The organism is Pedobacter sp. MC2016-05, assembly GCF_026239735.1.
In the GTDB taxonomy this organism is placed as follows: domain Bacteria; phylum Bacteroidota; class Bacteroidia; order Sphingobacteriales; family Sphingobacteriaceae; genus Pedobacter.
On record NZ_JAPIVT010000001.1, the window covers coordinates 618,057 to 640,933 of the forward strand.

Below are 22,877 nucleotides of genomic sequence, written 5' to 3' on the forward strand. Positions count from 1 at the left end.
GCTAAATAATGGGTAATAATAAGCTTTCTGTTAGGCGTAATATAATTTCCAATATTATCCTATTTTTATTAAATAGTGTAATCGGCATCTGGATGCCTCCATTTTTAATTGCTAGGTTAGGCGTAGGTGCTTATGGATTAATACCCTTAGCAACTTCATTAATCGGATATGTTTCAATAATAACAGTCGCTATCAACGGATCATTATCGCGGTTTCTATCTATTGATGTAAACAGTAAAGACTATGAGCAGGCAAATCGAACTTTTAATACAGCATCAACATCTTTAGGGTTAATGTTCTTAGTCCTACTGCCAATTGTAGTTATGTTTTCATTACAAGTCTCCAGATTTATCTCGGTTCCATCAGAATTAGGGTATGGTGTAAATATATTGTTTTTATGTGCTGGTGCCTCATTCACTTTATCATCGTTCTCGTCAATTTTTAATACATCAGGATATATCGCTAATCGTTTAGACCTGGTAAATAGGGTTTCAGTTATTAGTACTTATGTCAGGGTTGCTTTGGTTCTTATCATATTTCTATTAATAAATGTTAGCCTTGAAGGTTATGGTATATCATTATTAGTCGCTAGCATAACGTCAAGCTGTTATAGTTACTATATTTTCAAAAAATATACTCCTTTTATTAAGATTGACATCAAATTATTCGATATCAAAATACTTAAAAGCCTAATGTCAATGGGCTGGTGGTTGATGATAATTCAACTTGGAAGTATCCTTTTTCTTCAGATAGACCTAATAGTAATAAATAAATTATTGGGGGCTGATTCCGCTGGTAAGTATAGTGTATTATTGCAGTGGAGTAATATGATCCGTATGTTATCACTGATGTTATCGGGAGCATTGGGTCCATTAATACTTAACCTATATGCCAAAAAGCATACAGATCAAATGATTAAGCTTACCAAATTATCAAATAAACTTCTCACCTTATTCATTACATGTATTGTGCTTACCCTCTGCATATTTTCTAAATACCTGCTTAATTTGTGGGTTGGCCCAGAGTTTTCAAATATGAGTTATTTATTTATTCTAATGCTTTTACCCCTTCCACTCAATTTGGGAGTATTACCACTCTTTCTTTTGAACCGGGCATATAATAGAGTACGCCTGCCTGGGATTGTGACATGTTGTATGGGAGTTGCGAATTTCCTAATTGCTTTGTTCTTTGTTAAATATACTAATTTAGGGATGTATGGAGTTGCAGCTGCCAGCGGCATTGTCTTAACTCTGAAAAACTTTATCTTCATGCCTATTTATACTGCAAAGACGATTGGTATAAAATATACTTCTTTTTATGGTGCCTCTATTAGTTCTTTTCTACTTGTAATGCTAGGAGCAATTATTGGATTTGCGTATTGGACTTATTTTGATGCATTTACTTGGGTTTCATTGATTTTTAATGGAGCAATAATATTTTCAATATTCGTCGGGGTCTCTTATCTTTTGTTAATAAAAGACGAAAGAAAAATCTTATTTGATACAATAATAAATAGAAAACAAAAATGATGAACGTTATTTTCTATAATCCCACCACTCAATATGAAAATACGGGAGACCTTCTAATAAATAAATCACTCGTCAATCTTTTGAGGAGGCATGGTCAATTAATTGTCAATGATAATAATAAGCCTGCATGGTTTCTCCAGCAACTTTTAAATGAGAGTGATGCTAAATTTTCAGAGAAGTCTAAGGGAGATGGATTGAATTTTCTTGCAAAGGTTTTACTTAAAAATGTTTTTAGAACGAGTAAGGAGAAAAGAAAGTATTATGTTGTTTTTGTTCCTGGCCATTTTGCTCGTAAGGGGATTAGAAATGCAGCTGGTCCCGTAAAAATGTTATTAAAAATGATCTTGTTAAGATCGCTGGGTTGCAAATTTATACGGGTCGGTTTTTCAATTGGTGATTATGATATACCTAATGCATTCGTAGAGTCTTTAATCACAAGATGCTATACTACATACGCCGTTAGGGATCAACAATCTATTCTAAAGGCAAAATCATATTTTTTCAAGACACCGGAGTACTTCCCAGATTTGGCATGGGCTTATGACCATTCCTCTATAGGAACTACGATAGAAACTAAAAACCAAAATCAATTAAAATATGCTATATTTAGTTTTCGAGCAAACGGTATAGGACTTAACTTTGAAACGGAATTCTATTCAGAATTAATAAGTCATTTATCTTCCCTACTAAAACACCAACTATTTAGAAATTACCGGATCATTTTTGCTTACCAAGTGGATGCAGATAGAATTGCTAATCGTAAACTCGCCGATGAATTATCAAATATGTATTCTAATGTAGAATTTCACAATGAAAAACTGGGCCTTGACACGGCGTATGACCTATATGGGAATGCCGATTTTGTAATTACAAATAGGTTACATGTATTATTACTGGCAATGAAAGCAAATACCTTATCTTTTGCTTTAATTAACGAACACATTAATGCGAAGATTTTCAATATATTGAAAGACAATAATCTCGTCAAAATGGTTTTGAATATTAAGGGCATTACTTCGGAAAACCATGATAATATCCAATCTTGCCTATTAAAAACTGATGAAATATTGGAGGAAATCCAGATATCGATGGATCGAAACAAGGAAGAAATTGAGAGGAAGATAAATATGATCTTTGAATAATATGAGCCCAGCAATAGTAATAGTAACCTATAATAGGCCTGAATCACTTATCAGAATCTTAGAAAGTATTGAGAATGCATTCTACGAAATCGATAGTATACCGTTGATAATAAGCATTGATCATCAGGATTCTTCACTTCATCAAGATGTGATCCAAATTGCAGAATCCTTTCACTGGGCATATGGTGACAAGAAAGTGATACAACATAGTTCAAATATAGGACTGAGAAATCATGTCCTATATTGCGGATCTTTAACTGAAAAATATAAAGCAATTATTTTGTTAGAAGACGATGTTGTACTTAGCAAGTATTATTACAGTTATGCACGTCAGGCGCTTGGTTTTTATGAATATGACGAAAACATCGCTGGGATATCCCTATATAATCATTTGATCAACGTCAACTGTAACAGACCTTTTTATCCCGACTGTGGTGATGGTGATATTTATTTGTTACAATTCGCGCAATCATGGGGCCAATGTTGGACTGAAAGTATGTGGGGTGGTTTTTACAATTGGTATACAAATAACTTAGAATTTGAGAGCAATGCTAATTTTCCGGCGTTTGTTTATAACTGGCCGCAAACCTCTTGGTTAAAGTATTTTGTGAAATATCTGGTTGAATTTAATAAATTTTTTGTTTACCCATCAATTTCATTATCGACAAATTTTAATGATGCTGGCACTCATATCAAAGTAAAGAATACGTTATTCCAGGTTCCATTAGAAACTGGAAATAAAAAATACAGATTCTTAGATTCTGAAAATCAAGCTACAAAGTATGATGTTTTTTTTGAACGTATTAATTTAGACTTAGGCTTACCGAACAATGATGTATGTATAGATATTTATGGGTTAAAGCCAATTACTCCAAATCAAAGATATTTGCTAACAAGTAAGGAGTATCCTTTCTATTTGCTGCGTAGCTTCGGCCTATATATGAGGCCACATGAATTAAATATCACTTTTAAGGTAAAAGGACGAAATATTTTCTTGTATGATACTTCGAAGGTGATAGATCATCCCAAAAAAGTAAAAAAAGATAAAAATATAGAGCTTCTCTATGATAATAGAGTATTAGGGATAAATAGGGTTAAGAGACTCTTGCTAACTATGATTGCAAATAAAATTTTTAAAAGATGATAGCATTAATCTATAAAAGTATTAAAAGCTTTTTCTATCAATTAAAATTTAAGAATAAAAATGTCAGATTTTTGAGTGGTAATATTATTACCAAAGACTGCGTATTTGAGGGTTACAATTCTATTGGTAACAATAATTACCTAGCTAGGGTCGACTTTGGTTTTGGCTCGTATCTTTCGGAAGATAATAAATTAGTTAATGTTAAAATTGGTAAGTTTTGTTCACTTGGGTCTCATATTCGAAATACTCGTGGCCGACATCCTTCTGAGGTTTTTGTTTCTACTCACCCAGCTTTTTTTTCTCCTGGGAAAGTTGCTGGATTTACATTTTCAGATAAACAATATTTTACGGAACATATATACAATGAAGATGGTTTCTATGCTACAATTGGTAATGATGTTTGGATTGGGGACAACGTAACTATTCAGGAGGGTATTGTTATTGGTGATGGTGCAATAATTGGAACTAACTCTCTGGTAACAAAAAATGTGGAGCCATATTCAATTAATTTTGGTGTTCCATGTAGAAAAATTAAATACAGATTTGAGCTGAACGAAATAAAGTTGTTAATTGAATCTAGGTGGTGGGATAGAGATCTTGAGTGGTTGATGGAAAATCAATTTTCTTTTACAGATATAAATATATTTAAGGAACTACCAAAGAATAAAAAACAAAATCATTGGGAATAAATAGAGAAAAGATTGAGGTATTTTTATTTGTCTTCTTAGGGGGGGTAACGTTCAATTTCGGCGGTTCTTTGTCTTTGTCAGAAATTTATCTATTATTAATCTCTCCATTCCTTTTAAGAAAGATAAAGCTTAATAATAATCGTGAACTTAAGTCCATATTGATAATTTATGCTTGCTATATTATTTGCCAAATATTAAGTGAGTTAGTAAACCAAAATCAATTGGATAACTCTCTTAAAGGATTTGCTGTTACAATTGTGTCACTATTATCCTTCCTATATCTTTACCAGACATTAAGTAAAGATATGTATTTGATTATAATAGCTTTAGGAGCTTTGGTGTGTCGTAATGTTTTCTTTGCAAATTCATTGTCTGAAGACTCAGAGATGTCTTTCTTTAAATTTTATATAGTGCCTATCATAAGCAATATGGTGTTGATTTGCTCATACTATCTCCTTGTCAACCGGAATAAGTTGTTAAACTTTTACGTATTTTTTTTAGTTGGTGTTTTCTTCATGTTAATGGACGCAAGGTCAGCCGGTTTAACACTTATACTAGTTGGAATAATAACGCAATATGGTAGAAATCTGAAAAAACGGTTGATTTTCGCCCCAATTTTATTATTATTCATTTATGGTATTTATTGCGTGTATGTAAATAAGGTACTTTCTAGGGAGTTCGGCGGAGACCATAGCTATGAGCAGCTCGCTAGAATTAATAATCCTTATAATCCTTTTGCACTTCTTGCCACAGGGAGGTCTGAAACATTTGTGGCTCTTGAAGCTATCAAAGATGAATTTTTTTTTGGTCATGGAACATGGGCAAAAGATGTTACAGGTAAATATCATTTGATGGTACTAATGATGCATGATAACGATACAGATGGTAGGGTTGAAAGGGTTCTTCAAGAGGGAGTTTACTCTGTTATACCTGCTCATTCCGTCATTTTAGGCGCTGGAGTTTATAATGGTATTTTTGCATTATTTTTTATGCTTATTTTAATCGTTTACTTCATCCGTTTAGGCGTTAAATCAATAGACTATACATCTCCTTTCATTTCAATACTAATTAGAACTTTAATAGGAGTTATCTGGACCGCTCTTTTTTCCCCAATTACAAGTTTTAAAGGGTCATTGCCATTATTCTTTGCAATAATTTTGGTGACTTATAGAAGACAAAAAAAACAAAAATCTGTAGCTTCATTCGACACTTCAAATCTTTCCATAACAAGTTATAATCATGGCTAATTAATATGAAAATATCAGTAGTAACAATCAGTTATAATCAAGCTCCTTTTTTAAGAGATGCGATCGAATCGGTTTTAGGACAGAATTATGAAGATTTGGAATATATAATTATTGACGCTGGAAGCAACGACGATTCAAGAAAGATTATTTGTGAATATGAAGAAAAGTTATCACATATAATTTTTGAGCCAGATAAAGGCCCTGCCGATGGACTAAATAAAGGTTTAGCTCTTTGTACCGGTGATATATTCTGCTATTTGAATGCTGATGATAGGTTTTCCGCAGGTGCTTTTTTGTTTGTTGAGCAATTTTTTCGAACTAATAATAATGTCGACGTTTTGTTAGGCTCTACTGCCATAATTGATGTAAATGGAAAAAGAAAGTGGAGACGTAGGATACCCTCAGATTTTAATGCCACGAAGTATTTAGAGGGTACAACACTTGCCTTACAGCAGGCGACATTCATCAGACACAAAGTGTTAAAGGATGTTGTTAAATTTAACGTTGATAATTTTACTTGCTGGGATGGCGAACTATTAGTAGACACTCTTATAAATGGAGCTAGGTTTACATCTTCTAACAAGGTTTTGGGCGAATTTAGGATATACCCTGGTTCAATCACTGGATCTGGCACAAACAAGGAACGCTATTTGGGAGATAGAAAGAGAATTAGTAATAAGCTTTTTAACGCAGGCTATCGTTTAGGTAAAAACTTTCGGTTACGGAGGTTACTAATAAGGCTCAATCTCATACGAGTAATTAAAGAATTTATATATTAATAGATAAAAGATAAAATATGAAAATACTAATTCTTTGGTCAGGCTTATCAGATTATGCTATCTCATGTTATAGAGAGCTATCGTTGAGAAGTGGTGTTGAATTACATTTAGTTTATCAGCCTGTAAAGTCTTCGGCACCTTTTGATCCTTTTGATCTTACCTTTTGCAAGTCAGCAAAAATTGATAATAATAAAGAAAAAAAGCAATTAATAGCAGACTGTGTGGCGCTCAAACCTGATGCAATCTTAATGGCTTCCTGGAATTATAATCATTATATGGAAATCTCGAAATTGTGTAAAGCAAATGGTACTTACGTACTATCAACATTTGATGGACAATGGTTGGGTACAATTAAACAGCGGATTGGTATTGCCACTTCAAAGATTTTCTTAAAACCAAGAATTGATAATTTTATGGTTCCGGGAGATCGCCAATCGCATTTCGCTCGTCTTTTGGGCTATAATAATCCATTAAATGGGTTGTATTGTGCAAATACATCAAGATTCAAAGATTTTCCTAAGAATAGACCTAAAAAATTCCTATTCATTGGTCGTTTGGTTGAGATTAAAGGCGTAAAAGAATTATTAGAAGCCTATTCGATTTATAGGAAATCTTGTTCAAATCCATGGAATCTAATTGTAGCAGGCGTCGGTCCGCTTAAAGAAGCATTTGTAGACCAGGAAGGTGTAGAATTAAGGGGTTTCGTACAGCCTAGTGAACTTTCTAGCTTATTTTATGAAGCAAGCTGCTTTGTCCTTCCAAGTCTAAAAGAACCTTGGGGTCTTGTAGTTCATGAAGCAGCAATTGCTGGCTCAGTTATCATATGTTCTCATAAAGTTGGCGCATCTACGTGGTTTGTTAGGGATGGTCAAAACGGTCACTTGATAAATCCCGATGTCTTGTCTATTTTAAGCGCATTAAAGAGAGTATCCAAGCTAAGTTCTGAAAAAATTGAGGAAATGGGAGTAATAAGTAAAAGTTTAGGTGAACTATGGACAATAGAAAAATGGGCAGATTATGTATTAGACAATTTATCAATTCAAGGTTCAAATGTTTAAAATTAGAAATATTTCTTCTATGATAAGTTTTTTAAACATAGATCACATTTATATCGAATTATTATTACCCTTTGAGTCGTTTTAAAGCTTATAAAATGAGAGTACTCCATACCATACCAGGTTTAAGGTTAACCGCTGGTGGGCCACCTCTAAGTGTTTCTTTGACGGTTCTTGGACTAAGAGAGCTGTCAATAGATGCTCAGATTTTGACTTATGATGTAATTTCATCTGGTCAAAAGAATATTATACAAGGTAACTTTGTCTATCTTTTGCCATCGCCCAAAGAAAGACGATTTGTATATTCTCTGCACTTTAAAGTGTGGTTAAAGAAACACCAATGTTATGATTTGTACCATGCGCAAGGGGTATGGCAATATCCCACATTTGCGACTGCAAAATTTGCCCGCGAGGTGGATAAGCCTTATATCATTACACCAAGAGGCATGTTATATCCTCAAATCTTTAAGAATAATCCCGTTGCAAAAAGTTTGCTTTGGAATTTAAGTCTTAAAAAAGATTTACAAAAGGCCGCTTGTGTGCATGTAACATGCATAGAAGAAATGGAGCATCTACGTGAAAGAGGTATCACTTCACCAATTGCAGTAGTGCCTAATCCAGTGGATGCAGCGCAGTTAATAGGTAAAAAGATTGTAAAAAAGGACGCGGTATTTAGGGTTGGCTATTTGGGTAGGATTGATCCAAGAAAAAATATAGATCGGTTAATATTAGCATGGGGAGCATTGGGAGATCAGGTAAAAGATGGTGAATTGCTAATTATCGGTGATGGAGAGCCGGCGCACGTCGCATTTCTAAAGTCAGAAGTAGTACGTTTGCAATTGAACAATGTAAAGTTTACCGGCTTTTTAAGTGGCCAAGCTAAAGAAGCTGCCATAACCTCACTATCTTACTTAGCGGTACCTAGCGATTTTGAGAATTTCGGAATGATTGTGGCCGAAGCGTTAATGTATGAAGTGCCAGTGATAGCTTCAAAGGGTACTCCTTGGCAAGAGTTAATTAGCCACAATTGTGGTTGGTGGATAGCTAATGATACAGAGACCATCAAAGCCACGCTAGTAGCCAGCAAGCTGGTTAGCGAAACTATGAGACAACAAATGGGAAAAAACGGAAAAAATTTAATTTTGCAACATTACGCTCAAGATGTAATTGCTTCTAAAATGAAAGTGCTTTATGAATGGCTACTTCAAAAAACAACAAAACCTAACTTTGTTTATCTTAATAAGTAAGGAACTCAAATAAAATGAAAAAAATAGGGATCATAACAATATTAAATGTTAATAATTACGGTGCAGAATTGCAGGCCTTTGCTTTGCACCACAAACTTAAATTATTAGGTTACCAGAATGAAATCATCAACTACTTATTCTACAAGAACCCTAAATATCGGAATGAGCTTAAGGCAAAGCCTCTTTTTAAACAGACTCCGATCAGCAAATTGAAAGAATTTGTGCTAAAATGGATTGATAAATATAGCATATTTACTAATCCAGGTATCGCGAAAGTAAGGGCAAAACGATTTAGCGAGTTTCATGGCATGTACACCAAGACATCAAAAGTATACCATAGCTATTCGGAGCTTTATGATGCAACTCACGACTATGATACTTTTATTGTTGGGAGTGACCAAGTCTGGAATCCAAACAACCACACAAACCTTGAGCCTTATTACCTCACTTTTGCCCCGGAAAAGGCTAAAAAGATATCTTATGCCTCGAGTTTCGGTGTAGGTTCGATCAGTAAAGCATATCATCAGACATATAAGGGCTTATTTAATAATCTGGATTTCATCTCAACACGAGAAGTCGATGGAGTCAAGCTAATTAAGGATATTACGGGCAAAGATGCGATTCATGTAGTAGATCCGACACTTTTGTTGACTAAACAAGAATGGGAAACGATTTTAGTTCCCTATGAGAGTTCTGAGCCTTATATTTTGATGTTTGTATTTAAAAATTCGAAATACGTGTTAGACCTAGCTCTGCATTTGCAAAAGCAAACTGGATATAAGATTATCCGTGTTTGTAAAAATGAAATGAGAGTAGAGCCAGATTCTAAAATTATCAATATCAGGGATATGGGACCAAGAGAGTTTTTGGGACTTTATCAAAAAGCGGCTATCGTGCTTACCACCTCATTTCATGGGTCTATATTTTCTTTGATTTTTGAAAAACCATTCTATACAATTACCCCAGGTAGCAAAAATAATAATAGTCGTCAGCAAAGCTTATTAACAATGGTGGGACTTGAAGATAGATTGATCGAAGAAGGAGCGCCATTTCCAGATATAAGAGATATGGAGATTAGCTACGAAAAGGTGAAGTCAATTTTAGAACACAAAAGAGTGGACTCTATTCAGTTTTTACAAGAAGCAATTAATAAATAATCAAATGGGAAGTAAAATGGCAAAAATAGATAACCTAAAAAATGTTGTAAATGGGGGCTATTGCGTTGGATGTGGTGCCTGTTCATTTGTTTCGGGCGCTCCCGTTAAAATTAATGATTATGGAGAGTATTATCCTGATCTGTCTGATTTAAAGGATGTTAGCGATGGTGGTATTGTAAAGCAGATGGAATTTGTTTGCCCGTCGTTAAATCCTAAGTTTAATGAAGACGTATTAGCTGCAACCTTTCTTAACAATTGTGATAATGCAAGTCGAAATATTGGACCTTATCAAGATGTTTATGCTGGATACGTTAGAGAAGGTGAATATAGGAATAACGGTACATCTGGTGGTTTTGGTACGTGGGTGGGTGCAGAGCTGTTCCAGCAGGGAATGATTGATGGCGTAATTCACATCAAAGAGTTTAAGAGAGCTACTGCATTAGATCCTTTTTTTAAGTATGGAATTAGTAATAGCCTGGAAGAGATAACAAAAGGAGCAAGAACCAAGTATCATGTAGTTGAAGTTTCTGAAGTTCTGCAAATGATTAAAGAGAAACCGGGGAAGTATTTGTTTATAGGTTTGCCATGCATGGTTAAAGCTATAAGGCGCATACAGCTAATAGATCCATTGATTAAAGAATCTATAGCTTATACGGCTGCATTAGTTTGTGGGCACCTGAAAAGCATAAATTGGACACTTTCATTAGGTTGGGCTAAGGGAATCGAACCATCAAAAGCCGTAAGATTTAAATATCGTACCAAAGCTGATGATATTCCAGCCAGGGCCTATGTATTTACTGCATATGCAGATGATTATGAAATTCGAGAAGACTCTGGAAATGTGGTTGGTGGCAAATTCAATCAAGGCTCTTTAATGCTGCCGGCATGTAATTTTTGCGACGATGTGGTAGGTGAAACTGCAGATTTAACCATTGGGGATGCTTGGTTGCCACAGTTTGAGATCGATTCAAATGGAACAAATTTATTAATTGTTAGGAATTCACAAATAAATCAACTCATAACAAATGCATTCGAAAGAGACAGAATTTATCTGGAACCTTTAACTGAAAAGGACGCAGTGAGCGCACAGTCCGGTGGCTTTAGGCAGAGGCGTGAAGGCCTATCGTATCGGCTAAGAATGGTAGATAAGAAAAAACTTTGGCGTCCTATAAAAAGGGTACAAGCTGGAGAGTTTTTGATGCCACCACTTAGAAAATTGATTTATGCGATGAGATTTAGTGTTACTGTAAAATCAAGAGAAGACTTTAAAATCGCGTTGTCAAGAGACGATTATGGCTATTATAAAAAAAGAATGCAGGCACAACTAAAGATCCTAAGGTTACTTGAAATATCAAGTTCAGCCTCAAGAATAATAAAAAGAAAAATTTCTTACTTCAAATTGAAGAAAGGTAGATAACGACTCCAAGTAGATGTAATGAAAGATATTAATGTTAACATGACAGAGGTACGACATAATTTCTCGTTGAAAAATAAATTGGGCAGAATAATATGGACGTTTGCTAGTTTTTTATTTTTCAAGCCGTTCGTTCCTAGGCCATTCAGGAAGTGGAGGATATTTGTCTTGAGATGCTTTGGAGCGAAAATCGGCTGGACAAGTACTATTCATTCTTCAGTTATAATATGGGCACCTTGGAATCTTGTAGTTGGAGAATTTACAGCGATAGGCCCAGGTGTAGACTGTTATAATCAAGGAAAAATTACCATAGGATCTAATGCTACGGTTTCGCAAAAAGCATATCTTTGTGCGTCATCCCACGATTTTAACGACCCAATACACTCATTAGTTCTTAGACCTATTGAGATTAAAGATAGGGTGTGGATCGCAGCAGATGCTTTCATTGGCCCCGGTGTTATTGTCGAAATAGGAGCCGTTGTTGGCGCCAGAGCCGCAGTGTTCAAAAATGTGATGCCTTGGACAGTTGTCGGGGGTAATCCTGCGATTTATCTTAAAGAAAGAAAAATAATATCCAAACTCAAATGATATCAGTAGTAATTCTTACCAAAAATGAAGAGCAAGATTTACCTGGATGTTTAGCTTCGGTTAATTGGAGTGATGATGTACACGTGTTCGACTCGTTTAGTAATGATAAAACTGTAGCTATCGCAACCCAAGCTGGTGCGATTGTTACTCAAAGAGTTTTCGATGGTTATGCGAGACAAAGGAATGCGGCTTTGTCGCTTCCTTTTAAAAATGAATGGCTTTTCATATTAGATGCCGACGAAAGGATCCCAATTGCTCTGTTTAACGAAATTAATAATATCCTACAAACCACAGCAGCTGATGTAGATGGCTTTAGGATCAGGCGCCGTGATTTTTTAAATGAAACCTGGTTAAAACATGCGCAAATTTCCCCCTTTTATATTCGTTTGGTTAGAAGAGGCAAAGCTGTGTATCATCGAGAGGTTAACGAGGTAATTGAGGTACCAGGTAGGATAAACGAGATTAAAGGTTATTTTGATCATTATCCCTTTTCTAAAGGCTATCGCCATTGGCTAGACAAGCATAATGTTTATTCTACAATGGAAGCACAACGCTGGATAGATGAACATACTAGTGGGATTGAATTTTCTCTTAAAACAGCTTTGTTTGGTAAAGATTTCTCAGAGAAAAGATACCATCAAAAAGGACTTTTTTACAAAATACCTGGCAGATACATTATCAAATGGTTTTATATGGTAATATGGCGGAGAGCATTTTTAGATGGGAAGGCTGGATTTACTTACGCTACCCTGCAATCCGTTTACGAGTATTTTATCATCCTAAAAACTAAAGAGATGTTGCATAAAACTAATTTAATAAAATAATGAGGGTTTTAGTTTTAGGTATAAATTGTTTCCCTGAATTGACTGGAATAGGCAAGTATAGTGGTGAAATGGTTAACTGGCTTGCTGCTCATGACCACCATACTACCATGGTAACTACTTTCCCATATTATCCATATTGGGAAGTTCAGCCACCATATAAGGGGAATTTTTATAAAAAAGATATTTCTCATGGAGGGAACCTTATTATCTATCGCTGCCCGATGTATATTCCAAAAGTACCATCTGGTTTTAAGAGATTGCTTCATGAAGCTACTTTTGTCATGAGCTCTTGGTTAGTAGTATTTCGGTTGCTATTTAAGAAAAAATATGATATTATATTCACTATTGCTCCACCTTTTCACTTGGGGTTTTTAGCTCTTTTTTATCGGTTTTTTAAGGGCGGTAAAATCATATATCATATTCAGGATTTGCAGGTTGATGCATCGAAGGAGTTAAAAATGCTGCCATCCGTCCTGTTCCCTGCATTATTTGCGTTGGAGCGCTTGATCTTAAAGAACGTCGACTACGTAAGCACTATTTCGGATGGGATGATTAAACGAGTTAAGGATAAGGTCAATAAAAAAATATTGTTTTTTCCGAATTGGGTAGACACTGTTAATTTTTCTCCTCTACCTCATAGAGATTTACTAAAGCCTGAATGGGGTTTTAACGTCAACCAAAAGATCATCTTATATTCAGGTAGTATAGGCGAAAAACAAGGCTTAGATTCGCTTATACGAATCGCCAAAACGCTCAGAAGTAATCCTCACATTCAGTTTGTTATTTGTGGCACAGGTCCATATAAAGAGAAGTTAATAAGTATGGCAGCTGCAGATGAATTGACTAATGTGCATTTTTTGCCTCTGCAGCGAGATGCTGTTTTCAATAAGTTTTTAAATATGGCAGATGTACATCTTGTGTTGCAAAAAAAAGATGCAAGTGATCTTGTAATGCCATCTAAGTTGACAACAATATTGTCTGTCGGTGGACTAGCGCTGGTAACAGCCAATGTCGGCACGACTCTGTGTGATGTAGTTAGAGAGAACGAAATGGGTGTTGTTATAGAACCTGAGAATGAACCGTTACTTGCACAAACTATTTTATCCATCACAGAAAGTGACATGAACTCTTCGAGGTTAAATGCTCGAGCTTATGCCGAAAGATACCTTAATAAGAAAAACATATTAGCCAAGATTTTAGCTGATATAAGTTAAAAATGTTTCCTCAAAATTTTCTTTAGAGTTTGTCCTGTAATCTTATGATTATTAAAACAGAGTGAATAGTCATGTAGTTGCTTAAACTATAGTACTGTACATTTTACTGCATTTTGGTATTGCACCATTGTCTAGACTGTGAATATTAGGTAGACAAATAATTTGTTAGGTGCTGAGAAATTGACTAAAATACCTGACATATTTTACTACCCATAAATCACGTTAAGAAATAGCTTGTTTTAAGTTTCTTAATATTAAAGATAGTCTTCATCAGCTAACTAAAATTAATTTTATGCCCAACGCTATTATGTCTAGGAGTTCTATATCTCCGCTAGAAACTAATATGCGAATTTCGCATATTCTTGATTCAAATTAGGTAAAGAATTTGATTTGTATTTATGGATTATCTTATAATATCTATATCAAAAATGCGAATAGTAACTCAAATATTATAAGATAATCCATAATAAGTTAGAAGAACATTACGATCAAATTTTACTATGACGGTTAATAACTTTAAAACCAAATGATTCTTTAGAATTTATCAAATAAAATCATCTCCATATAACTGGTTCATTTGTTTAACAACCTCCTTAATCTGTTGTTCTTCAGCCTTTGGATAGATCAACAGCGCATTACCTTCATCAACAACTATAAAGTTTTCTAATCCCCTAATTACAGCTAACTTATGGTTGCTTATATGAATTATGCTGTTAGTCGTTGCGCTAACATCAATCTGTCGACCTGCTATAACGTTTTGTTGTTTATCTTTTGGTGCGGCTTCATAAAGTGATGCCCACGTACCTAAATCCGACCAACCAAATTCTGCTGGAATAGTATAAACATTTGTCGCCTGTTCCATAATTGCATAGTCTATCGAAATGTTGGGAGATTTAGGGTAGTTGACTTCGATAAAGTTAACTTCTGCCGCAGTATTGTATGTTCCCACCCCCTGCTCAAACAAATTATGAATTTCTGATGAGTATTCTGACAATGCACTTAAAATTGAGCCGACCTTCCAGATAAAAATACCTGCATTCCATACATAGTTGCCTTCCTCTATAAATTTCTGGGCATTTTCCAGATTAGGTTTTTCCTTAAATTGGATAACCTTATGTACTCCATCCTGGTCTCCAATCTCATATTTAATATAACCGTAACCCGTATCCGGCCTAACCGGAGTAATCCCCAGCGTTACCAGAGCTTCATTTTGTTCAGTATATTTCAGCGCCTGGTTTATTTTCTCAATGAAGATGTCCTCATACAAAATAAAATGATCAGATGGAGCTACAACAATGTTTGCATTGGGATTTAGTGCATTCAGTTTAAACGAAGCATATGCTATACATGGAGCGGTATTGTTTCTACTTGGCTCACATATCAGCTGCGATGAGCTAATACCCTGAAGTTGTTGCAAAATGATTTCTTCGTATTGGCTGTTTGTTACGATAAAGATATTTTCCTTCGGACATAGCTTCAAGAACCGTTCGTAGGTTAGCTGTAAAAGTGATTTGCCAATGCCCAAAATGTCCAAAAACTGTTTAGGGAAATGGTTGCGGCTTTTTGGCCAGAAACGACTGCCGACGCCTCCGGCCATTATCAATACATAGTTGTTTGAATTCATGAAACTAGTTCCAGTTTAGATCTTTTACTTCGTTATAGACTTTCCTAATTCCTTCCTCTAAAGAAACCTTTGCTTTCCAACCTTGAGCATTCAGTTTCCCAACATCCATTAATTTTCGAGGAGTGCCATCAGGCTTGGAAGTATCGGTAACTATCTCCCCTTCAAAACCAACTATTTTAACTACCAATTGTGCCAATTCTAATATAGAAACATCTTCCCCAACGCCTATGTTGACCAACCCTGGTTCATTATAACTTTCCATCAGATAAAAGCACGCCTCTGCCAAATCATCCACATATAGAAATTCCCTTTTGGGAGCCCCGGTTCCCCAAATCGTTACTGTTGTTTCCCCATTATTTTTTGCTGTAATTACTTTTCTAATCAGTGCAGGTAAAACGTGGGAATTGTTTAGATCGTAATTGTCATTTGGACCATATAGATTAGTAGGCATTACTGAAATGTAATTGCACCCGTATTGAGAGCGATATGCATCGCATAATTTAATTCCTGCAATCTTTGCGATGGCATAGGGCTCATTAGTAGGTTCCAGCTCGCCGGTTAGTAAGTACTCTTCCTTAAGTGGCTGAGGCGCCAGCTTAGGGTAAATACATGACGACCCCAAGAACATTAATTTGGAAACATTGTGTAAGTAAGCAGAGTGAATCACATTGTTTTGAATCATCAAGTTTTCATAAAGAAAATCTGCTCGGTAAATGTTGTTAGCCAGGATACCACCAACCTTAGCGGCAGCCAGAAAAACGTAATCCGGTTTCTCCGTTTCAAAAAAAAGCTGTACTGCTTGCTGGTCTTTTAAATCCAACTCTTTTGAGGAACGCGTGATTATGTTAGTAAAACCTTCGGCTTTTAATTTCCTAACGATTGCAGAGCCAACCATTCCGTTGTGCCCTGCGACGTAAATTTTTGCTGATTGCTCCATAGATCTTATTCGAATTGATTTTTAACTGCATAACCTGCCTCTTTCAACATTTTTTCCTTTTGGAAGTGTTGAACGTCGGCGTTCATCATGTCGTTAACCAATCCCGCCAAGTCATATTTAGGCGTCCAGTTTAATTTTTCTTTGCACTTCGTGGGATCGCCGATCAACAATTCCACCTCTGTTGGGCGGAAATAACGGGCATCTACCGCTACAACTTCTTTACCAACTTCAACTTGAAACTCTGATTTGCTGCACGAAACAACATAACCCTTCTCCTCTACACCTTCACCTTTAAACTCTATTGATATTCCTACTTCTTCAAAGGCCATTTTAATGAAATCTCTTACTGTTGTAGTCACGCCTGTTGCAATAACAAAATCTTCCGGCTTTTCTTGTTGCAGGATTAACCACATAGCCTCTACATAGTCTTTCGCATGTCCCCAATCCCTGCGGGCGTCTAGATTTCCCAGATATAATTTATCTTGCATACCTAAAGCAATCTTTGCAGTACCGCGGGTAATTTTACGGGTAACAAATGTCTCTCCTCTTAAAGGGCTTTCATGGTTAAATAAAATACCGTTACAAGCATATATTCCATAAGCTTCTCTATAGTTTACTGTAATCCAGTAAGCATACATTTTAGCTACTGCATAAGGAGAGCGAGGGTAAAATGGAGTGGTTTCAGATTGAGGAACTGCTTGAACCAATCCATAAAGCTCCGAGGTTGAAGCTTGATAAACTTTGGTTTTTTCAACTAAACCTAAGATACGGATTGCTTCCAAAATCCTAAGTGTTCCGATTCCATCAGCATTTGCAGTGTATTCTGGTGTTTCAAAACTAACCTGCACGTGGCTCATTGCACCTAAATTATAAATTTCGTCAGGTTGAACTTGTTGTATAATGCGAATAAGATTAGTCGAATCACTCAAGTCGCCATAGTGTAATACAAAACGAACATTGCTCTCATGAGGATCTTGATACAAATGATCAATTCGATCGGTGTTGAATAAGGAACTACGTCGTTTGATACCATGGACTTCATATCCTTTTTTCAATAATAGATCTGCTAAATATGATCCGTCCTGACCGGTAATTCCGGTAATAAGCGCTTTTTTCATTTATTTAAAATTTTTTATTTAGAATTTTCAGAAGATTAACAAAAATTTAATATAGATTTTATCTTAGAAGTGTATTAAACAGGGTTTAAATGAAAATTCAATCATTGTTTGTTTCCTTGAAACCATTTTTAAAGGTTTTACGGCGTAAATATATTCATTTCATTTTAAAATCTTAATTGAGATCAGCTTCTGAGTTGCATTTTTTCAAAAAAAAATGTTTTACCTTAAAAAAAGAATTTACCTTTACGATAATATTTAATGAATACCCACTCTAATCTAATTACGTATTAAATGAAGAAAATTACTAGCATTTGCTGCATAGGGGCAGGATATGTAGGCGGTCCTACAATGGCAGTTGTAGCTAAACAGTGTCCAGATATTAAGGTAACTATAGTTGATTTGAACGAGGCGCGTATTGCAGCCTGGAATGATGAAGATGTAAATAACATTCCCGTTTATGAGCCTGGATTAAGTGAAGTGGTTGCAGAGGCAAGAGGAAGAAATCTATTCTTTTCTACTGATGTGGACAAAGCTATCGCCGAGGCAGAGATGATTTTCATCTCCGTAAATACGCCCACTAAAACATACGGATCAGGTAAAGGGATGGGCGCTGATTTGAAGTGGATTGAGTTATGTGCAAGACAAATAGCGAGGGTATCTACCTCGGATAAAATAATCGTTGAAAAATCAACGCTACCAGTTCGGACTGCTGAGGCTGTCCGTGATATTCTCCATAATACCGGAAGTGGAGTTAAATTTCAAGTATTATCAAATCCGGAGTTTTTAGCAGAAGGCACGGCTGTTGAAGACCTTTTATCTCCCGATAGAGTGCTTATTGGTGGCGATGATACAGAAGAGGGTGAGCAAGCGATTCAATCACTTGTAGATATTTATGCTAATTGGATTCCTCGAGAGCGGATTTTAACAACTAATGTGTGGTCTTCCGAACTTTCGAAATTGGTTGCCAATGCTTTTTTAGCGCAGCGTATTTCTTCTGTAAATGCTATATCAGAACTTTGCGAGAAGACTGAAGCAAATATTAACGAGGTGTCCAGAGCTATCGGTACAGATAGCCGAATAGGTCCAAAGTTCTTAAAGGCATCCGTAGGTTTTGGTGGTTCCTGTTTTCAAAAAGACATTTTGAATCTAGTTTATATTTCTCGCTCTTTTGGATTGCAGGAAGTTGCAGATTATTGGGAACAGGTTATCATAATGAATAATCACCAAAGAAGAAGATTCGCGTTAAATATTGTTAAAAATCTTTATAACACCGTATCGGGTAAAAAAATTGCATTCCTGGGTTGGGCGTTTAAGAAAGATACCAACGATACTAGAGAGTCCGCTGCAATCTATGTTGCTGATGAGTTATTAAACGAGCAGGCATTTATTCAGGTGTATGATCCAAAGGTGCAAGAAAAGCAAATCCATCACGACTTACAATATTTGGATACTAGGAGTGAGGAAGCAAATAAGAATAATGTAGAGGTTTTTACTGATCCATATGAAGCTTGTAAGGGTGCACATGCAATCGCCGTTTTGACTGAATGGGATGATTTTAAAGAGTATGATTGGAAGCGTATATATGATGGGATGTTAAAACCTGCAAAAATATTTGATGGTAGAAATCTTTTGGATCATAAGTCTCTAAAAGCTATAGGATTTCAGGTTACTGGAATCGGTGTCTAGCTAACTGATAGTTGTAAAAGGAGTGCATAATCTAATAATTAATGCACTCCTTTGATAAATAATGGAGTTTAGTAAAGTAGGTATTGTAGAAGGTCTGAATTTATATCTCATTACCCTCAACATTCTTCTTACTACTTTTAGCTCTATTGGTTGCTTTTTTATATATTTGTCTTGTCTATCCTGTATTTAAACTATGACGTCTCCAACTCGCTATCTATATCTGCTTAAATATATTCTGCCTGTAACGGATCTCATTATGCTAAATGTGGTATATCTCGTTGCATTCCACCTTACGCCTCTTTTTGGGAAAGAGGTTCATAACGAAATGGACAGGCATCATGTTGTCGTATATAATCTTATCTGGTTGTTCGCCTCCGCTATATTTGGTCTATATTCATCTTACGGTGCTCGAAAATTGGAGCGGATATATAGAGGAACTTACCGAACACTTTCTGTACACTTTGTATTATATCTTTCCTATCTGTTATTTTCTGCAGAACATGGTTTCTCAAGAGCCTTCTTGATTGTCTTTTATGCTTTACTGGTCATATCTTTTATATTGAATAGATTTGTCGGAACCTACATCCAATATGTTGTTCTAAATAAGTTTAAGGCCGCTAAGAAAGTTGCAATTTTAGGGTCTAATGGAACCGCTATCAGGTTATCGGAATATATAGGCAAACATAGGAGCTTGGATTTTATCGGATTTGTTGGAAATGATGATGATATCTATGATTCTATAAACGGTCATGACTCAATCTCTTCGAAGCTTGAATTAGCCGTCGAAGCAGGGGTTAAGGAGATATACGTTGCTATCGCGCCAAATCGTATGAATGATGTTAGCAGGTTAGTCTCTGTCGCGGATCAACAATGTGTTAGACTCAAATTTGTGCCTGATATAGGTGGTGCACTTGCTGCCCCATACACAATATCTTATGTTGGTGGAGAGTTTCCCATGATCACGCTCAGAAATGAGCCACTCGAAGTGATGGGCAACAGATTCAAAAAAAGAGCTTTTGATATCATATTTAGCTTTTTTGTTATTGTATTTGTGATGAGCTGGCTTTATCCAATCATTGCAATTTTGATTAAAATCCAAAGCCCGGGTCCAGTATTATTTAAGCAGTTGAGAAGTGGTCGTAATGATGAACCCTTCTGGTGCTGGAAATTCAGGAGCATGAAGATCAACAAGGATAGTGATAGTAAGCAGGCCACTAAAGATGATGATCGAATTACGAAAATTGGACATTTTTTAAGAAAGACGAGCTTAGATGAAATGCCTCAGTTTTTTAATGTGTTTTTTGGATCTATGAGTGTCGTAGGACCTAGACCGCATATGCTTAAGCATACAGAAGAATACAAACAAATCATTAGTCAATTTATGGTTCGACATTTCTTAAAGCCTGGTATTACCGGATGGGCTCAAGTTAATGGCTTTAGAGGGGAAACCAAGCAGGATGACGCAATGGAAAACAGAGTTAAATTTGATATTTTTTACCTCGAAAACTGGACCTCCATGCTAGATGTCAAAATTATTTTCATGACGGTAATAAATGTATTTCGTGGAGAAGATAATGCCTATTGATGCTGGCCTCGATTTTTAAATTTATTTTTTTGGTAAAATTCTTGTTGTGGATGGATTTTTAGAATTTGCCATCAGCTTATAATTTATTAACTCCAGTTGAAAAAAAAAACCTTTTTTTTCTAAGAGCGCGATTAAGTTTCACCTGTAAAACTATATACCTTTTTTTTGCACCTGTAGCAAATGAAGTGTTTAATCGGTAGCCAAGGCAACAATGATTTCAAAATTTTACTTCTAGGTATGCGTTCCATAGGAGATTTGCACTTGGAACATTTCTTTTTCTCAGGCAGTGTAGGTGTAGAAGTCATTGCGATCGGAATTTAACTATGTCTGGACGGAATTACGTGAGCAAATATAAGTATTTTACGTTCAATCTAGTTTTTATTGATATTTTTGTTGTTTAAAATGTTGAATTCAATATAAAATTAATAAGACTGGTGTCTTATTTTGTGATTAATTGTTAATTTATCATTAATCTTTTGTTAAATACATTGTTTTTTAGTCATAAAACCTGAAATTAGTCATTAAATTGCCGGTTTACATCTATAAAATTTGTTTCATTTTAATTATCACACTCTTATAAGCAATTATGAATAACTTAAAACCCGCTTTAGTAATTTTAGCAGCAGGAATGGCCAGTAGGTATGGTGGATCCAAACAAACAGAATCGTTTGGACCTTCTGGAGAGACCATAATGGAATACTCTATTTATGACGCAATAAAATCTGGCTTCGATAAAGTAATTTTTATTATTCGGGAGGAATTTTCAACCTCTTTCAAGGCTGCAATCGAGCCAAAGCTAGCTGGTAAAATCAACTTACATTATGTTTATCAAAGTCTTGATAAATTTAGGGCAGGGAGACCTTTGCCTGAAGGTAGAGTTAAACCGTATGGCACCCAGCATGCTCTTTTATGCTGCAAGGATGTCCTTGATGCGCCATTCGCGGTGATAAATGCTGATGACTTTTATGGTCTGGATGCTTTCGAAAAGGCTTATGCTTTTCTAACACAATCTGTAGATAAAGGAAAATATGCCTGTTTAGGTTACCAATTGAAAAATACTTTAAGTGATCATGGCGCAGTAACGCGTGGGGAAATAAATGTTAATGAAGAAAATTTTATCACAGCAATTACTGAAAGAAAAGAAATCTACAAGAAAGCAAATCTTGCTATAAGAATTGATGGGGAAGAGGAGATTGAAATGGATGTACAAACTCCCGTAAGTATGAATTTCTTCTGTTTTACTCCTGAGTTTGTTGATTGGAGTGAGCAACGATATTATGAGTTTCTTGATAGTCATGATGGAGATCTCAAATCCGAATTTCTTATACCAGAAGTTGTAGATTCTCTTATTAATACCGGAGCGGGAGTGGTGAGTTTGGTAAAGACCGAGGCCCAGTGGTTTGGCGTTACTTTTAAAGAAGATGCAGAGATCGTAAGGAGTCAGCTCGCTGAATTAACCTCAAAAGACATTTATCCTAAAAATCTCTGGAAATAGAAGTTACCTCTCCAAGGCCTCAATTTTATATTGAGGCCATTTCATGACAACCTCAACTTTCACATCAAGTATAGATAACGCTTCGCAACCAGGGCAAAGATATTTCTAACCTCATGATGCACCCTCATTTTAGTTTAGTATCCATTTTGGAAAATATATTAACGAATCTTTTAGAGGACCGTTTTTAGTTGCGTGTGTTTCACAATTTTCGTATAAGCATGAGGTTCAGGCTAGTAGCAGCCATACAACGTTAGTGTAATGTTTTAAGATTTATAATGCTTCTGTGACCGACCTTTTTAGACTTAGATGCAGTTTCAATACCTTCTATTATCACTTCTGTTTACTAGATCTTGATTATTATTATTGCATTTTTCTAGTCACAAGGTCTCTTTACTTAGCTGGT

Annotated in this window: 19 protein-coding genes; 16 read left to right on the plus strand and 3 right to left on the minus strand. The window is 35.6% G+C overall.

Annotated elements, in window-relative coordinates; translation table 11 throughout:
* Positions 1–8: 8 nt before the first annotated feature.
* From OQZ33_RS02660 to OQZ33_RS02720, 13 genes are all read left to right on the plus strand, one after another.
* On the plus strand, positions 9–1,529 hold the full coding sequence (locus OQZ33_RS02660) for an oligosaccharide flippase family protein (protein WP_265797490.1): 1,521 nt from the start codon (positions 9–11) through the stop codon (positions 1,527–1,529).
* Complete coding sequence (locus tag OQZ33_RS02665) at positions 1,526–2,671, plus strand: polysaccharide pyruvyl transferase family protein (RefSeq protein WP_265797491.1); 1,146 nt, start codon at positions 1,526–1,528, stop codon at positions 2,669–2,671. The genes OQZ33_RS02660 and OQZ33_RS02665 overlap by 4 nt, the downstream gene beginning before the upstream one ends.
* Before the next feature lies 1 nt (position 2,672).
* A complete protein-coding gene (locus OQZ33_RS02670) occupies positions 2,673–3,815 on the plus strand; it encodes a hypothetical protein (protein ID WP_265797492.1) in 1,143 nt (380 codons plus the stop codon).
* Complete coding sequence (locus OQZ33_RS02675; RefSeq protein ID WP_265797493.1) at positions 3,812–4,504, plus strand: CatB-related O-acetyltransferase; 693 nt, start codon at positions 3,812–3,814, stop codon at positions 4,502–4,504. The genes OQZ33_RS02670 and OQZ33_RS02675 overlap by 4 nt, the downstream gene beginning before the upstream one ends.
* Positions 4,495–5,751, plus strand: coding sequence for a hypothetical protein (locus tag OQZ33_RS02680; protein WP_265797494.1), 1,257 nt, complete (start codon positions 4,495–4,497; stop codon positions 5,749–5,751). Before OQZ33_RS02675 ends, OQZ33_RS02680 begins: the two co-directional genes overlap by 10 nt.
* Positions 5,752–5,756: 5 nt before the next feature.
* Entirely contained in the window at positions 5,757–6,530 is a 774-nt protein-coding gene (locus OQZ33_RS02685) for a glycosyltransferase family 2 protein (protein ID WP_265797495.1), read from the plus strand.
* Between the two features lie 17 nt (positions 6,531–6,547).
* The gene (locus tag OQZ33_RS02690) at positions 6,548–7,588 is read left to right on the plus strand and encodes a glycosyltransferase (RefSeq protein ID WP_265797496.1); all 1,041 of its coding nucleotides are present in this window, start codon (positions 6,548–6,550) and stop codon (positions 7,586–7,588) included.
* A gap of 95 nt (positions 7,589–7,683) precedes the next feature.
* A complete protein-coding gene (locus tag OQZ33_RS02695; protein WP_265797497.1) occupies positions 7,684–8,832 on the plus strand; it encodes a glycosyltransferase in 1,149 nt (382 codons plus the stop codon).
* Between the two features lie 14 nt (positions 8,833–8,846).
* Complete coding sequence (locus tag OQZ33_RS02700) at positions 8,847–9,989, plus strand: polysaccharide pyruvyl transferase family protein (protein WP_265797498.1); 1,143 nt, start codon at positions 8,847–8,849, stop codon at positions 9,987–9,989.
* 16 nt (positions 9,990–10,005) lie between these two features.
* On the plus strand, positions 10,006–11,406 hold the full coding sequence (locus tag OQZ33_RS02705) for a Coenzyme F420 hydrogenase/dehydrogenase, beta subunit C-terminal domain (RefSeq protein ID WP_265797499.1): 1,401 nt from the start codon (positions 10,006–10,008) through the stop codon (positions 11,404–11,406).
* Between the two features lie 18 nt (positions 11,407–11,424).
* On the plus strand, positions 11,425–11,991 hold the full coding sequence (locus OQZ33_RS02710) for a putative colanic acid biosynthesis acetyltransferase (RefSeq protein WP_265797500.1): 567 nt from the start codon (positions 11,425–11,427) through the stop codon (positions 11,989–11,991).
* Positions 11,988–12,815 (plus strand): glycosyltransferase family 2 protein, encoded by an 828-nt coding sequence (locus tag OQZ33_RS02715; protein ID WP_265797501.1) that lies wholly within the window; start codon positions 11,988–11,990, stop codon positions 12,813–12,815. Before OQZ33_RS02710 ends, OQZ33_RS02715 begins: the two co-directional genes overlap by 4 nt.
* Complete coding sequence (locus tag OQZ33_RS02720) at positions 12,815–14,029, plus strand: WcaI family glycosyltransferase (RefSeq protein ID WP_265797502.1); 1,215 nt, start codon at positions 12,815–12,817, stop codon at positions 14,027–14,029. The genes OQZ33_RS02715 and OQZ33_RS02720 overlap by 1 nt, the downstream gene beginning before the upstream one ends.
* Positions 14,030–14,573: 544 nt before the next feature.
* Here the strand turns inward: OQZ33_RS02720 and OQZ33_RS02725 are convergent.
* From OQZ33_RS02725 to gmd, 3 genes are read right to left on the minus strand one after another with little or no spacing between them, the layout of a single operon-like run.
* On the minus strand, positions 14,574–15,653 hold the full coding sequence (locus OQZ33_RS02725; RefSeq protein ID WP_265797503.1) for a mannose-1-phosphate guanylyltransferase: 1,080 nt from the start codon (positions 15,651–15,653) through the stop codon (positions 14,574–14,576).
* Positions 15,654–15,657: 4 nt separating this feature from the next.
* Positions 15,658–16,590, minus strand: a complete 933-nt coding sequence (gene fcl / locus OQZ33_RS02730; protein ID WP_265797504.1) for a GDP-L-fucose synthase — start codon at positions 16,588–16,590, stop codon at positions 15,658–15,660.
* A 5-nt stretch (positions 16,591–16,595) separates the two neighbouring features.
* Positions 16,596–17,708, minus strand: a complete 1,113-nt coding sequence (gene gmd, locus OQZ33_RS02735; RefSeq protein WP_265797505.1) for a GDP-mannose 4,6-dehydratase — start codon at positions 17,706–17,708, stop codon at positions 16,596–16,598.
* A gap of 291 nt (positions 17,709–17,999) precedes the next feature.
* Between gmd and OQZ33_RS02740 the strand changes: the two genes are divergently transcribed.
* From OQZ33_RS02740 to OQZ33_RS02750, 3 genes are all read left to right on the plus strand, one after another.
* The gene (locus OQZ33_RS02740; protein WP_265797506.1) at positions 18,000–19,394 is read left to right on the plus strand and encodes a UDP-glucose 6-dehydrogenase; all 1,395 of its coding nucleotides are present in this window, start codon (positions 18,000–18,002) and stop codon (positions 19,392–19,394) included.
* Positions 19,395–19,587: 193 nt separating this feature from the next.
* Entirely contained in the window at positions 19,588–20,979 is a 1,392-nt protein-coding gene (locus OQZ33_RS02745) for an undecaprenyl-phosphate glucose phosphotransferase (RefSeq protein ID WP_265797507.1), read from the plus strand.
* A gap of 586 nt (positions 20,980–21,565) precedes the next feature.
* Entirely contained in the window at positions 21,566–22,474 is a 909-nt protein-coding gene (locus tag OQZ33_RS02750; protein WP_265797508.1) for a sugar phosphate nucleotidyltransferase, read from the plus strand.
* Positions 22,475–22,877 lie beyond the last annotated feature (403 nt).

What these genes read in the sequence shown, in the direction of transcription:
- OQZ33_RS02700 (WP_265797498.1), top strand. Translation starts at nt 8,847, where the DNA reads ATGAAAAAAATAGGGATCATAACAATATTAAATGTTAATAATTACGGT.
- OQZ33_RS02745 (WP_265797507.1), top strand. Translation starts at nt 19,588, where the DNA reads ATGACGTCTCCAACTCGCTATCTATATCTGCTTAAATATATTCTGCCT.
- OQZ33_RS02665 (WP_265797491.1), top strand. Translation starts at nt 1,526, where the DNA reads ATGATGAACGTTATTTTCTATAATCCCACCACTCAATATGAAAATACG.
- fcl (WP_265797504.1), bottom strand. Translation starts at nt 16,590, where the DNA reads ATGGAGCAATCAGCAAAAATTTACGTCGCAGGGCACAACGGAATGGTT.
- OQZ33_RS02675 (WP_265797493.1), top strand. Translation starts at nt 3,812, where the DNA reads ATGATAGCATTAATCTATAAAAGTATTAAAAGCTTTTTCTATCAATTA.
- OQZ33_RS02715 (WP_265797501.1), top strand. Translation starts at nt 11,988, where the DNA reads ATGATATCAGTAGTAATTCTTACCAAAAATGAAGAGCAAGATTTACCT.
- OQZ33_RS02690 (WP_265797496.1), top strand. Translation starts at nt 6,548, where the DNA reads ATGAAAATACTAATTCTTTGGTCAGGCTTATCAGATTATGCTATCTCA.
- OQZ33_RS02720 (WP_265797502.1), top strand. Translation starts at nt 12,815, where the DNA reads ATGAGGGTTTTAGTTTTAGGTATAAATTGTTTCCCTGAATTGACTGGA.
- OQZ33_RS02705 (WP_265797499.1), top strand. Translation starts at nt 10,006, where the DNA reads ATGGCAAAAATAGATAACCTAAAAAATGTTGTAAATGGGGGCTATTGC.
- OQZ33_RS02685 (WP_265797495.1), top strand. Translation starts at nt 5,757, where the DNA reads ATGAAAATATCAGTAGTAACAATCAGTTATAATCAAGCTCCTTTTTTA.
- OQZ33_RS02670 (WP_265797492.1), top strand. Translation starts at nt 2,673, where the DNA reads ATGAGCCCAGCAATAGTAATAGTAACCTATAATAGGCCTGAATCACTT.
- OQZ33_RS02695 (WP_265797497.1), top strand. Translation starts at nt 7,684, where the DNA reads ATGAGAGTACTCCATACCATACCAGGTTTAAGGTTAACCGCTGGTGGG.
- OQZ33_RS02660 (WP_265797490.1), top strand. Translation starts at nt 9, where the DNA reads ATGGGTAATAATAAGCTTTCTGTTAGGCGTAATATAATTTCCAATATT.
- gmd (WP_265797505.1), bottom strand. Translation starts at nt 17,708, where the DNA reads ATGAAAAAAGCGCTTATTACCGGAATTACCGGTCAGGACGGATCATAT.
- OQZ33_RS02740 (WP_265797506.1), top strand. Translation starts at nt 18,000, where the DNA reads ATGAAGAAAATTACTAGCATTTGCTGCATAGGGGCAGGATATGTAGGC.
- OQZ33_RS02725 (WP_265797503.1), bottom strand. Translation starts at nt 15,653, where the DNA reads ATGAATTCAAACAACTATGTATTGATAATGGCCGGAGGCGTCGGCAGT.
- OQZ33_RS02710 (WP_265797500.1), top strand. Translation starts at nt 11,425, where the DNA reads ATGAAAGATATTAATGTTAACATGACAGAGGTACGACATAATTTCTCG.
- OQZ33_RS02750 (WP_265797508.1), top strand. Translation starts at nt 21,566, where the DNA reads ATGAATAACTTAAAACCCGCTTTAGTAATTTTAGCAGCAGGAATGGCC.